Raw genomic sequence first — 14,166 nt, forward strand, 5'->3', positions numbered from 1 at the left:
TGACAGTAAGAACGTCATTGCCAACACCACCGAACAGCTGATCATTGCCATCCCCACCATGCAGGGTGTCATTGCCCTCTTCGCCATATACGGTGTCATTGCCGCCCTCAGCAAAGACCACGTCATTACCTGTCCCTGCGTGGATCACATCATCACCACCCAGGGCATGCAGCGTGTCATCTCCCCCACCCAGATTGAATTGCTCGGAAAAATCACCGCCTTGCAGCACATCATTGCCGTCCGATGACCACAGCGGCAATGCCTCCGGAGCGATCACCGTTCCATCGGCCAGAACCACTTGCTCAATCCGGAATCGTGCGTCGGTATAGGCATTCTCTATCGTGATCGAATCTCCTGATGCATCCCCTCCTATCAACAACACCATGTGGTTGCCATTCCGGAGAATACTGAGCTCACTCACGGTGATCCCTTCACCCAGTACGATGCGATCGGTCTTTCCCCAACCCGTGTTACTCGACCAGGCATTGTGGTCGAAGTCATTGATCACGTCCTGGCCATCACCCCGGTTAAACAGGTAGGTTTCCGCGCTGGCACTGCCCTCAAGGCGGTCATTGCCAGCCCCGCCGCGCAGAGTGTTGCGCATGTGCTGGGCGATGTTCTGCTGGTAGTAGTAGTCCCCGCTGCGATTAACCGTCAGCTTGTCATCCCCCTCACCACCATCCAGCGTGTTGGAGCCATTGCCGTTGACAGTAAGAACGTCATTGCCAACACCACCGAACAGCTGATCATTGCCATCCCCACCATGCAGGGTGTCATTGCCCTCTTCGCCATATACGGTGTCATTGCCGCCCTCAGCAAAGACCACGTCATTTGAATGGGTACCTGACAATTTATCATTATTAGTAGTCCCAAATATTTCAATACTTGATGACCCTTGTGTAAAAACCAACTGACCATCGTTGAATGATATTTTTTTGGTTTCCCCAACTGTGGTAACTTTGACATTATTAAATATTAATGCCGATTGTAACGTGTTCAGAACATCACTAGGCAGCAAGTAGATTGAGTCCGCTATGAATGCATATAGTCCAGATATTTGTGCATTTGTGGCATTCTGGATGGCAGATGAGAAGTCGAGGGCGTCAGCTAAAAGCTCCGGGGTGATTGGTATTTGCCTAAAATGTTCGACCACCCCGGTTAAATCAAGGCCAAATTGGCCACCGTCAAAACAAAGGCGTATTTCATCAAAATACGTCTTCAACCTAGTCTGACCAACCAGTTCAAAATATATCATCTTGGTGATTAGGTCGTACCCCCTGTCTATCAATCCGGTCGGAATTTGGAGGCTTGCACCACTAGTACCTACAGAGATACTCCAGGGCATTCTTTGACCATAATAAGCCTCAAGTGCAAACAGTTTCTCGGGCATCGGGCCTGAAACATTATAATATTCGCTGGTCTTTGCCCAGGAAAAGAAGATACTTTCAATTAGTTGAAGCTGCGTATTTCTATCAGCACTCGCTTGAAATTTCTCAATCAGAATTTTCAGGTTGGCATCGATTTCCATTGCCTCATGTAAGTCTCTAACCGTGCCTGTTCCTCGTACATTTGGCATCGCCGCCACTGAGTCCGAAACTGAAATAGGATCTAAAAATACGCGGTCAAAATTATTGCTGGTTAAAATTACGCTTTCTGTAATATGTTGTTCACCATTACCGTCAATATAGCTCCCCTGTAGATTGGTATGGGATAGTGAAATAGAACTTATATTTAGCTCATTTAACCCATGAAGCTCACTACTCTGGCTTATTCCATCACTATTTTTATCTACCCACACCTTAAGCTCATTAAAAACATCATCCTTCTCATTAATTACACCATCATTATTTTTGTCATAACGAGATAAAGCCATATACCCGTTTAATGACGTACTGCCTTCCTCAGAAGGTGTGTGATCACCAAAGAGTTCGATCCCGCTATCAATTTTCCCATTCTTATCCCGATCTAAGACTAATAGTCCGTCTTCTGGCGAAACCCATTGCCCATTATTTGCTATGCCATTTCCATCGTGGTCAAAATAGACTTTATCAATAAGATGAACCCCATCCCCGTTTAGATCCAATACCAATGGATCTCGACGAACAGGCGGTGTAGGTTTCCAATTATATAACGCATTTAGAGCATCTTCGGTGAGGTCATAAAATGGGTCCATAAGACCATTTTCTTTTAATAGATCGTATACTTCATAGAATATAGCTGATGCAGCTAATATGGCGGCTCCGCCCAGAATAGCAGCCGCACCAACAGAGGCCAGGCCGAGTGCACCAACAAGCCCCAAAATTGCCTCACCAATTAATGCGCCTCCAACGACACCAACAAAAGAGTCTGTCAATGCTTTGGAGAATTGGTCCACTGTTTTGATATCTTCACTAACATATAAATCATGAGCCAAATTTGCAGCAGCAACTACTGAGCCAAAAAGGCTAGAAGACACTGCGCTTGCTACAGGACTGTACTTGGCGATATCTCTTGTTTTTGACAACTCGTAAGTTGAGTCCCAGATTTTTTTGGAATTACCAAGCTGAGCTATTGCTTCGCCATAAAATTTTGCGAAGCTTGCGCCAGGAGCACCCAGGTAATCTCCCCATTCTAAACCTTGTTGGTCATATAATGACTGAACTTTTTCAATGCCATTTTCATGCATGAAATCTAGGAATTGCTCCATACCATCCTGAGTAATTTCTATATTTTTTTCATTTTCCATAACAGCCTCCTTTTATTTGTTAAATTTAATGACAAGCATCCGCACTAGATATAGAGAGGTAAATCCATCAGCAACAAGAATCATGGCAAGCATAAATGGTGAAATTTCTACTAACTCCTGTCGCCCAAGTGAGGGATAGAAAATAAAGAGAGACAGTAAAAAAAGGATAGGTATATTGAAAGAATGGTTTTTATTTACTTCATTTTTACCATCAGGCCATATGAAGAGACCATATAGAAATGAAAGTACCAGAAGTACGGTTATGAGGCATAAATAATATATTATTTGAGGCAGCCAATAGGTTACAAAAACCGATTCATCAATATCATGCTGAGATACAAAAAACTGCCTATAAATAAATTCAAAAAGAGCATTAACAATTAACAATAGCGCACCGTGATAAATCTTAGGTAGTTTATGAGCCCTCGCCCTATATTTAACCCTTGATTTTTTAACGGAAATTATAAAAATCAATGTGACAATACCTAGAGTAAGATACATCTCAATTCCCTGAATATTAATATAATATGGAATCATACTGATAAATGTCCGTCATTAAGGTTAATAACTCTATCGCACCCAGTGAGTGAGTTTAATCTGTGAGCAATGCTAATTACGGTTCTACCTTTAACTATCTCTGGCAACCGCTCTATTATTTTAGCCTCAGACTCATAATCTAAAGCACTGGTAGCTTCATCTAATATCAGAATTCTTGGATTAGTGATTAATGCTCTTGCCAAAGCTATTCTTTGCTTTTGCCCACCTGAAAGCCTGCTACCATTTTCTCCCACCGGAGTAGCGTAACCAGCTGGTAGGGTTGTGACAAAATCATGCGCACCAGCTAGTTTTGATGCATTAACAACTTCTTCATCAGTTGCAGAAGGTACACATTGGCGGATATTTTCCGCTATTGTGCCTGAAAATAAACGACTATCTTGAAGAACAACGCTCATATTTCTTCTGAGCTCAACCGGATCTGCAATTGCCAAGTCCAACCCATCAATTAGTATCTGGCCAGAGGTTGGGGTATATAACCGCTGTAAAAGCTTGGTCAATGTACTTTTTCCTGAGCCGGAACGGCCTGTGATACCAACAAACTCACCGGCCTTGATCGTCAGACTTAGATTTTTAAGCACCTCGGGAGAGTCAACATCATATCTAAAACGAACTCGGTTAAATGCCACCTCACCTTGTATCTCTGGGATCGACGCCATCCCTTGAGAACCCGCCTCCTGAGGCTCATCCAATATATCACCCACTCGGCGTAGAGATATCAATGTATGCTGATAATCTTGCCAAACCTGCGCAAGTCGCAAGATGGGCTGAGTCACTTGACCTGCTAACATATTGAACGCGACTAACTCTCCTGAGGATAAGTCACCAACCATAACCAGCTGTACACCCCACCACAGCGTCAATGCTGAGGTTAACTTTTGGATGACAGTAATTCCTTGCTGTGCCCATATAGAGATAATTCTTGCTTTAAAAGCAGCCTTTAATTGACTAGCAAGACGATTTTCCCATTGTTTTTCAAATCCAACTTCTAATGTATTAGTCTTAACAGTTTCTATTCCTGTGATGGATTCTGTTAAAAATGCTGTATTATTGGCAGTTTCCTCATACTCGTTATTAACCTTTGAGCGCAGACTAGGTCCAATCACCACCCAAAAGATAAAATATAATACTAATGAGCCTATCACCACCCAAGTCAATAAAGGTGCATAAGCAAAAAGAACCGCTATGAATATGCCAATAAACACCAAATCCAATATCATTGTTAGCGCAGAACCAGACAAGAACTGCCTAATTTGTTCTATTTCCCTAACCCTAGCCGTAATTTGACCAGTCTGCCTACTATCAAAATAACTTAATGGCAATGACACTAGGTGAGAATATAATTTAGCACTTAGCTCTGCATTAAACTTACTCGCCAGATTGGAATATAACCAACTACGCATATAGCCAAATAGAGGCTCAAAGAACGCCATTGTAAATAATGCAATCCCAAGAACATGCAAACTAGATACACTACGACTTACCAGTACTCGGTCCACCACGTTTTCAAAAATAATAGGAGTGGCTAGAGCGATTAACTGAATGAAAAATGATAAATATATAATTTTTTTTGCTTGGCTATAATGTTTAACTATTGATGGTAAAAACCAATTAAAGCCGAACGAAACATCTGATGATCTCAGTCCACCGTCAGCGAGCAGATAGATCGTCCCTCCCCATAGCTGAGAGAATTGGCTTGTTGTATATATCTTGGTATTTCCCATTCTAGGACAGTAAAGTACTAGCCCCTTAGATGATATAGAATTCAACACGTAGTATCCGCCAGGCATCTCAACAATTGCAGGTAATGGCGTTGTTCCTAGTTGTTCAACAGTCGAGAAAACCCCCTTTGCTTTTAATCCTATCCAGTTGGCACATCGACACAGGTGAATACCATTCAATTCAGTCACAGGCTCACCTAACCTGTACTGTAAATAACCAACCTCAACGGATTTATCAAATTTCTTTGCGATATATTCCAAGCATAGTAATCCACTAGGAATAGACAACGTTTTAGAAACCATCACCTTTCCCTCATAGCTTCTGACTGATATTGTTGTAGTGGGCTAAGTAAATAGTCAATGACTCGACGAGAACCAGTTTTTATTTCTGCGTTTAGGCTCATCCCTGCTCCTAGCGTTACCAGTTTATCATCTATTTGAATTTGCGGACTATCCAAGCGAATTCTAGCAGGGAAAACATAACCCAATTTTTCATCCTCAACAGCATCTTTTGATACATGTAGTAATATTCCAGAGATCGTCCCGTATTTAGTAAAAGGAAAACTATCAATTTTAATTTCTACTGATTGTCCAACTCTGACAAAGCCAATATCTTTATTGAGAACATTTACCTCAGCTTCCAGTGGTGTATTTTTTGGAACAATGACCATTAAAGACTCGGCTGGAGTGACTACACCACCGATAGTGTGAGTACTTAGCTGTTGTACAGTACCATCAACAGGAGATCGCAGAGCTTGTATTCGTTGCAATTCTTTAGCTTTAATGAGCTCTTGAGTAATTTCAGCTAAATGTCCATCAAGCTGATTTAGCTCATCATAATACTCAAGCTGCTTTTGAGATAATAGGGTATTTTTTTGTTCAAAAATACTTTTAGCCTTAGCTTCTAAAATAGTTCTTTGTGCATGTATGTTACTAATATTTCGCTCGACTTCAAGAGACTCTTTCTCTTGCTCAAGCAATTCAACCTTGGCTATTGCGTTTGATGCCATCAACGCTTTTCGAGCGTTCAACCTTATTTCTATGTTGTTTTTTAACCTAGATAGTGCAAGTGTTTCATGTAAGTTTGCTTGGAGCTCTGCATGCGTCACATCCTCTTCTGCTTTGAGTTTTTTTAGCAGCTGATGGGTATCATTATATTCACTTTCTAGATGGCGCCTATTTATTTCCACTTGCTCTTTATTAGCATCATGTGGTGGTAAAAAATTATTCATTGGATCTTTTGATAACAAAGCAAGCAGCCTTGCACGATCCAATTGATAGCGAGTATATTGTTCGGATAGTCGTCTTGACTCTGCATCAGCACCAACAGGGTTGAGCTGAATTAAAACTTCCCCTTTACGGACAAACTTTCCATCATGAACATTTATCGAAATGATCTCCCCTTTATCTAACGCTTGAATAATCTTACTATAATTTGAGATTATGACTTTTCCTTGAGCACTGGCATGAATATCAAGCCTCCCTAATACAGACCAAATCAGAACTATTAATAAGAAAGTTGTAATAGCAATAGCTGTTCTGCGAGTCCATGGAGAAGGTGGTTTTTCAATAATTTCAAGATATGCAGGTAAGAACTCATAGTCATATGTATTGCGCACTAGTTGAACTGAACCATTTTTATTTCTTTTATTTAGAGCAGTTAAGATACCTCGGATCATATAGCAACCTCTCTTATATCATTCTCAGATTGCATAGATTGCTGAATTTTCCAGAGTCTTTCATAGCATCCTTTACGCTTTAGTAGTTCATCGTGAGAGCCAATCTCTGTTACTTCGCCTTGTTCAATAACAACGATACGATTACAGCCTTGAACAGCTGAAAGCCTATGGGCAACGGTAATCACCGTTCTTCCTTTTGCTATTTGTTTCATATTCTCGTTAACAATACTCTGTGACTCTTCATCAAGCGCACTGGTCGCCTCATCAAATATAAGTATGCGTGGTTTTGTCATTAAGGCTCTAGCAATAGCTATACGCTGTCTCTGACCGCCAGAAAGTGAACTACCGCCTTCCGATAATACCGTGTCATAACCTTTTGGCATTTTAACTATGAATTCATGAGCACCTGCCATTTTTGCTGCATCGACAACTTCTTCAAGTGAAACACTTGGAACACGGATCGCTATATTTTCGCGTATGGTACGGTGGAATAGATAGTTTTCTTGTAGAACAACACCAATATTTTTTCTAAGAGCGGTTGCTGACCACTCATTTATAGAAATGCCATCGATGATCACTTGCCCCTTTTCAGCTAGGTACAGTTTTTGAATGACTCGAGTAACAGTACTTTTCCCTGACCCTGATGGCCCAACAAATCCTATTGATTCACCAGGGAGAATAGAAATAGAAAAATTCTTTAAGACTGGTGCGAGCTGTGTTTGATAGCGAAACCATACGTTTTTAAGCTGGATGTGCCCCAGAAAAGGAATCTCAGAACTGTGGCTAGTTAAGTCTCGTTCCGTGGGTAGGTTCAGTATTTCTCCGAGGTTTTCAATTGCAACACGAGTTTGTATAAATTGCTGCCATATTTCTACCAATTTAGCAATAGGTTGACTTACATGATTTACCATCATGTGAAATGCAATAAGTTGACCTATTGTAAGCTCTAAAGACATTACCATTTGTGCCCCTATCCACAATACTACCGCAGAAGTGGCTTTTTGTAATAATGTGATAGATTGATTTACCATTGTCTGAAAGTTTTGACGGCTAAAGTTAGCATTGACTAACTCTTGGGATTGCCTTTCCCATTTATTTTTAAAGCAAGGCTCAAGCGCTAGACTCTTCAATGCCTCTACACCATTGATTGACTCTGTTAAAAACGCTGTATTTTTGGCCCCACAACTAAATTGATGCTCAATTCTACATTTTAATGGTTCAGAACTTGCCCAAGCGATCAGGCCATAAAGAGGGAAGGTTGTAATCACTAGTAACATCAAGGGCGTAGACAGGTGATACATGACTCCTAGGGATATAAAGATAAATAAAACATCGATAAGTAAAGTCAAAAATGCACCAGATAGTAGGTTACGAATACTATCTAACTCACGCACTCGTGTAACAATCGTTCCAACGTGATGGGCCTTGAAATATAAAATTGGCACACTCAGTAAATGCTTATATAACCTTGTCCCAAGCCTTATATCAATACGAGTTGTTGTATGAACCAGGAGATATTCACGTAACCCCTTTAGTACAACCTCTAAAAACCCCACAATAACTAATACAATAACTAACACATCGAGAGTAGAAGTAGCATTATGAACAAGCACTTTATCCATAATAACTTGAAAGAATAATGGAAGTGCAAGTGAAAGTAATTGTATAAATAGTGAGAAGATAAGTATTTCCCCCAGAAGTTTTCGATAACGAGCAAATTCTGGGATAAACCATGAGATACTAAATTTGTTTTTATTTTTCTTATATATAATTACCTCTCCAGACCACTCACTTTTCAGTTTTTCTCTTGAGATAATGTTGGGCGCTCTCTCATCTGGCCTCTGTATAAGTACTTGGTCATCACTAATTTTAGCAAGCACAACAAATCCACCATTGCGTTGTCTATATGCAAGTGGAAGGTCAAAAGAAGATATTTTTTTTTCATTTAATTTTATTAAGCTTAAATGGCCATCAATTTCTTTTGAAAGACTGATAAGCATTGAGTCAATTGTATCAAAAAAACACTCTTGCTGCACATTATAGTGCACACCTGATAATTCCAAAATTATTCCTGAACATCTTGAAGCACTTTTTATTATAGATAAATCATCATTTTCACACATAAAATATAGCTCTATAGCTTTTTACATTTTTATAGAAACCGAAATAAACAATATAAACTCATGGCTCTCTATCTCTTTCACATATACGTTAAAACCTTTATTAACAAATAGCCTGCTAGGTAAGTATGATTACAAAATCAGGCCGACATAAAATTTCAATCACAGCCATAAGCCAATATTTATGGTGCTAATTTAATCAAATTACAATGTGACTACAATTATTAATACATCAATAACTAGCGTCATGCGAATCCATCGATGATGGTAATCTATGATAGAGATACTGTAATGTCAATCCGGCAAGTTCCTCAGCCATAAACTTCATACTTTGGGATGGCTTTATAACAGCAAGCGGCCCTAAACACGCTGGCATATATGTTTAAAATTGCAGACTACCCACACCCTAAGTCATTGAAATTACTTATAATTTTTCTCAAAAAAGAAAGACTTAGTACTCGACCAATTCGCTCACCTGATTTTCGGGTGGGCGGCAAAGACTAAAGTAGCTGGAGCTAATGCAATTTAATCAAGGTAACTTAATTACTGTGGGGAATGGCAGAACGTTTTTGAGGCTCACAACCTCACAACTAGGGTTGTAGTATGAAGTAGTCAAACAAACTGGCTATGGTTTTATGAACACACCAGTAGAGATGCATAGATTCATGGGAAGTTAGTCCCCGCTGTACTTATGAAGCCTCTGATGTCGCTGTAATATCTCATCAGTTACTCGCTTATTGATTGCTGAGCATACAACATTTACCGATACCCCGACGCCAACACACACACGCTTTTTCAGGCTGTGAGGCAGTCGCTCCATAGGCGAATTACTCCAGTAATTCCCCCCTCCTGGCCATTGTCTACTCTATCCGATAAATACACGATTGCTGACTGTAGTGGTCAACTAAATCCGGACACACAGTTAAGCCGATTCTCGGCCTCTGCTGGCGGTATCCCATCATTGTGTTGATGTGGTCGCCGCCAGTTGTAGTAATCCATCAGGTAGTGGCTGATTTCCCGTTTCGCTTCCCGCAGACTCATGTAACCCGTCGCCGGAAGCCATTCCGTCTTCAAACTCCTGAACAACCGCTCCATCGGCGCATTGTCCCAACAGTTGCCACGTCGGCTCATGCTCTGGGTCATACGATAGCGCCACAGCCGCTGCCGAAATGCCCGACTGCCGTATTGGCTGCCCTGGTCGGAGTGAAACTGCACGCCAGACGGACAACCCCGTTGCTGATACGCCATGTCGAGCGCTTTCACGGCCAAGTGAGCATCAGGTCTGTCAGGCATCGCCCAGCCCACGACCCGTCGAGTGTGGAGGTCGAGCACCGCGGCCAGGTAATGCCAGCGGCCACCTGCCCATACGTAAGCGATGTCGCCGCACCACACCTGATTGGGTTGCTGGACATCAAATTCACGCGCCAGGAGATTGGGAATATCCGGTCGTTCAGACCGCGCGACCTGATAGCGGTGGGTTCCCGGTTGTTTGGAGACCAGCTTGGTCTCCTTCATCAGGCGACGCACTTTGAATCGGCCAACCAGATGCCCGAGTGCCCGCATCATCGACGTCAAAGCCTGGCTACCAGCGGAGCACCGACTCTCCTTGAACAGGCGTCGCAGTTCGCTTCGTTGCTGCACCCGCTCACGGTTAATTGTGCGCTTGCGAGCGAGATAGTCGTAAAAACAGGCGGTGGGTATGCCGAAAGCGCAACAGACCAGTGTGGTGGGGGCTTGCTCCCTTAATCGGTCTATCAGCGCGTACGTTCGAGCTCGTCCGCCATCAAGAGAGCAGTAGCCTTTTTTAGAATGACCTTTTCGCGTTCAAGCCGGTTGATGCGGGCTTCCAGTTCCTGGATTTTCTGTTGCTCTGGGGTCAGTGCCCGGTTAGCAGGCGTGGCGCCACTTCGTTCTGATTGAAGTTGCTGAACCCATCGGCGAAGCACGGTTTCACCGACATCCAGTGAACGGCTGGCTTCGGGGACTGAATAGCCTTGGTCGAGCACCAGGGATGCGGCTTCCAGCTTGAACTCGGCAGTGAATGAGCGACGTAATCTTGTCATTGAACACCTCAAGTCATGGTGGCTACTGTACCACCTAAAACGGTGTCCGGGATGATTAGACCACTACAACCGACCTCATCAGGCCGTTATCGCACGCGTCCAGCACATCTTGCCGCCGATAAGGCCTATAGCAGCAGGGCTCTGCAAGCCGAACTCCGACGCAGAAGGATAAAAGCGGTCATCCCGCAGCGCAGCGACCAGCAGCGGTACCATAAGGGACGCCCACTGGTGTTAGATATACACGTTATCGCAGGCGAAATGTGGTAGAGCGGTGCTTCGGATGGCTGAAGAAGTTTCGCCGATTCTCAACGAGATATGAAAAGCTGGCGGGAAGTTTTGCAGCCTTCATCAAGCTGACTTTCTGCCTTCGTTACTTACGGGAACTATTGGTGGACAGAAAACCAGCATTTTGAGAACACAGCCTAGCTGCGCAACCGAGCTAAGGCACAACCCGAAAATGTAAGAAAATAGCTGTTATTGGGCGAAAACAACCTATTAAATAACATCTAGTCAGCAACATGTAACTAAATTAAAGTGAAATGTGCTTGTTTTCATTAGCATTTATGTATTGAGAAATCGGTCATATAGCCTGATTTGTTACTATTTTATCACCATACGATGTCGTTGTTGTGGCCGCCCCCGGGCCGCTCGGGCCAGAGCACGGCGAACTCGAGCCCCTGCCAGCGCCACTGTTGGCCGCGCCGACACAACTCGGTGCCTTGAGCGAATTTGAACGAGGAGAGCTCGCGCCGCACCGGTACCGCCTGCAAGATGGCTTGCCGATTGCCGGCATGATCCCTGTCCTTGTGGCTGATGATGAGCACGTCCAGCACCCGCACCCCGAGCCGGTTGAGCTGGGGCAAGATGGCGGCATCGGCCATGTTGTAGCCGCCGGGATAGCGATCACCGGTATCATACAAGACGCCCCGCTCCCCACGGGTGATGAGCACAGAGAGTCCCTGCCCCACGTCCAGCACTCGCAGTTGCCAGGGCACAGGTGTAGCCCGCCGCGAAAAATGAAAAACCATTCCGGGTAAAACGACAAACAGAGCTCAGGTCACATTTATCAAACTTGGCGGATTCAGAATCACCGAGTTTGATAGACGTTTAACAGAGGGTTAAACCTCGATTTCATAGGTTGGTAAATCAGGGGCGGTCCCTATGATAGCACCGGCCCGGTAAAATGCCTTCTGGCCGATGGCCACCCCTCCCCCTCGCACCACAACCACGCCACCGCCCAACGCCTCCAACGTGGTGCTAGTGCCGGTCGTCGCCGTGACGGTACCGACCAGCAATGGATCGGCGCCGGGCACCAGCTCCATGAATCGCTTAAACAGGTTCATACAAAACGCTCCACGCTCAGTTGCTGGCGCACCGTCATGGCCCTGTTCTGCAGTGCAGCAGAGACCCTGACGCCCCGGTTATAGCCCTTCCAGCCATCCACCGCGAGCAGTGCCCCCGGCAGGATGAGACCCGTATCTGCCGACAGTGGCAGCTCGATGGTCTGGGTGCGCCTCGGCAGGGTCTTGGCCAGGGCCACCACGCCCTGGGCACGGGCCGCCAGCACATCGCACACCAGCGGGTGGGTGATGGTCGGTGCCTGCCGCTCGCCCGCCGACCCCTGGCGCAGCACCCGCGCACTGATGCCCTGATGGCCACCGCTGACCCAGATGCCGTTGGCCGCCTGCCCCGGTTGGAAGTCGCTGCCCAGCGTCGTGATGATGGCCCGGGGGATGGCCACATCGGCCAGGGCGCTATCGAGCTGCCAGGGCACGGTCGGATAGCGCGGCTTGATGACCAGGTGCTGGCTGCGCTGGTGCGGCAGCACAAAGCCCCCGGCTGCCTCGGCCAGGTACTTGATCGCCTCGATTGGGGTCTGGCTGTCGAGGCTGAAAAACCCGGCCGGTACCAGCCAATCCGGCGCCTGCCAGTCCAGTGTCCAGCCAAACGGCAGTAGAGCCGCCGCCAGCTGGGCCATGGTGGCCGCCGCACTCTCGCTCACCGCGTGCGGCAAGACATGGGTCGGCGACAGGTAGGCGGTGCGAGAACGACCGGTCAGGGTGGCGGATTCGCGGGCAAAGCTCTGGCTCGACTGCCAGCCATCGCAGACGCACTCCCACTGCTGGCCATTGATGTGGATGCTCACCTCCTCCTCGTCCGTCATTTCGGCCGCCGCGATGCGCGGGATCTGGGCACTGAACTGCCAGGCCCAGGAGTCGGTGTCGAGCTCGATGCTTAACGAGGTGGCCGGAATGTCGAGGCCATCGCGCACCCGTACAATGCTTGCTGTGTTGCTCACCAGGTAAACCCTCCGGGTCGGTATCACGATGCGGGCGTTTTGCCCGTACCAAACGAACTCAAGGCTGGCATCACCGCGCAGGCGGTTAAAGGCCAGCTGGAGCTTGCGCCGCTCCGGCTTGGCGGGCTCCACCGGCTTCTCGGGGTAGGGGCTGGTGCCGGGCGGTGGCTGGATTGCCTCATCCCAGCCATCCCGCCAGCCCTTGTGCAATTGGTCGCCGAGCTGCCAGTCGCTTTCCAGTGCTTGGCCCAGCGGGGCGCCTTGCTGCCAGGTGTCGGCCTGCCATGCCCGGTCCAGTCTGGGCGGGTAGCGGTAGCCAGACAGGTGCCAGCTGTCGGCCTTGGCCGCCTCCACCCAGAGGGCGCCCACCACGGCATGGCCAGGGGGCAGGCTGTCGAACGAGTGGCCCGCCTGGGCACCGAGGGGCTGCCCCTCGTCAAAGCGACCCTGATGCACCTGGTAGCGCTTGGGCATGATGCCGCTGTGCTCGGTGACCCCATCGGTCAGCGCTGCCCCCTCCTGCCAGTCGTTCCCCCTCGCCACCGCCATCACGGCGGGCGTCTGCCAGTCACTGGCCACGGCCTCGGTGAGCAGGGCGGCGCGCTGCCAGTCGTCTTGGCTGGTGTGGCTCGGCCCCCGAAATACGTTGATGTCATAACCCGCTTGCAGGTGATGGCTCACCGGCTGGGTTGTACTGGACCAGGCGCATTCGATAATGACGGTCGCCACCAGGTCGGCAACCGGCACCGCCGGGGTGCTGGCAAGGCTGCCCTGGTGGATGAGCCCCGCCACCACCTCGGCCTGCGGGTTGGCCAGCACCGGGTGCAGCGCCGCAGGCAGCACCAACCCCGGCGAGCAGGCGAGCACCGGCGGCAGGCTGGTGCCGCGCAGCACCGCCGCATAACGCTGGATGGCGCTGGGGTTCAGCTCCATCACGCCGGTGTTCTGGCGGGCCTTGCGCAGCTCCAGGGCGGGATCGGTTCTGGCCATGCTTGCCTCGGTGG

The 14,166-nt window shown here is 46.9% G+C and carries 8 protein-coding genes and 2 pseudogenes; 1 reads left to right on the forward strand and 9 read right to left on the reverse strand.

Features of this window, described 5'->3' with window-relative positions:
- The 6 genes from MM194_RS21925 to MM194_RS07340 all read right to left on the reverse strand — a co-directional run.
- The coding region (locus MM194_RS21925; RefSeq protein WP_277605069.1) for a calcium-binding protein at positions 1–2,725 on the reverse strand (2,725 nt) is incomplete at its 3' end.
- A gap of 12 nt (positions 2,726–2,737) precedes the next feature.
- Positions 2,738–3,226, reverse strand: coding sequence for a hypothetical protein (locus MM194_RS07320; RefSeq protein WP_241343174.1), 489 nt, complete (start codon positions 3,224–3,226; stop codon positions 2,738–2,740).
- 32 nt (positions 3,227–3,258) lie between these two features.
- Positions 3,259–5,304 (reverse strand): type I secretion system permease/ATPase, encoded by a 2,046-nt coding sequence (locus MM194_RS07325; protein ID WP_241343175.1) that lies wholly within the window; start codon positions 5,302–5,304, stop codon positions 3,259–3,261.
- Positions 5,304–6,680 (reverse strand): HlyD family type I secretion periplasmic adaptor subunit, encoded by a 1,377-nt coding sequence (locus tag MM194_RS07330; RefSeq protein ID WP_241343176.1) that lies wholly within the window; start codon positions 6,678–6,680, stop codon positions 5,304–5,306. Before MM194_RS07330 ends, MM194_RS07325 begins: the two co-directional genes overlap by 1 nt.
- On the reverse strand, positions 6,677–8,803 hold the full coding sequence (locus MM194_RS07335; protein WP_241343177.1) for a type I secretion system permease/ATPase: 2,127 nt from the start codon (positions 8,801–8,803) through the stop codon (positions 6,677–6,679). The genes MM194_RS07330 and MM194_RS07335 overlap by 4 nt, the downstream gene beginning before the upstream one ends.
- An 897-nt stretch (positions 8,804–9,700) precedes the next feature.
- Positions 9,701–10,863, reverse strand: a protein-coding gene (locus MM194_RS07340) for an IS3 family transposase (protein ID WP_241343178.1) whose coding sequence is annotated in 2 segments (ribosomal slippage) — positions 9,701–10,608 and positions 10,608–10,863 — 1,164 coding nt in all. Because the reading frame shifts where the segments join, the coding sequence is not laid out codon by codon here.
- A 69-nt stretch (positions 10,864–10,932) separates the two neighbouring features.
- Here MM194_RS07340 and MM194_RS07345 point away from each other — a divergent pair.
- Positions 10,933–11,276 (forward strand): annotated as a pseudogene (locus MM194_RS07345) (transposase); the annotation flags it as partial.
- Positions 11,277–11,483: 207 nt separating this feature from the next.
- Here MM194_RS07345 and MM194_RS07350 read toward each other — a convergent pair.
- The 3 genes and pseudogenes from MM194_RS07350 to MM194_RS07360 all read right to left on the reverse strand — a co-directional run.
- Positions 11,484–11,852: pseudogene (locus tag MM194_RS07350) on the reverse strand (MBL fold metallo-hydrolase); the annotation flags it as partial.
- A gap of 129 nt (positions 11,853–11,981) precedes the next feature.
- On the reverse strand, positions 11,982–12,206 hold the full coding sequence (locus MM194_RS07355; protein WP_241343179.1) for a hypothetical protein: 225 nt from the start codon (positions 12,204–12,206) through the stop codon (positions 11,982–11,984).
- Positions 12,203–14,152, reverse strand: a complete 1,950-nt coding sequence (locus MM194_RS07360) for a hypothetical protein (protein ID WP_241343180.1) — start codon at positions 14,150–14,152, stop codon at positions 12,203–12,205. The genes MM194_RS07355 and MM194_RS07360 overlap by 4 nt, the downstream gene beginning before the upstream one ends.
- Between the last annotated feature and the right edge of the window lie 14 nt (positions 14,153–14,166).

It is taken from the genome of Aeromonas sp. MR16, from assembly GCF_022549315.1.
GTDB classification, from domain to species: Bacteria; Pseudomonadota; Gammaproteobacteria; order Enterobacterales; family Aeromonadaceae; genus Aeromonas; species Aeromonas aquatica.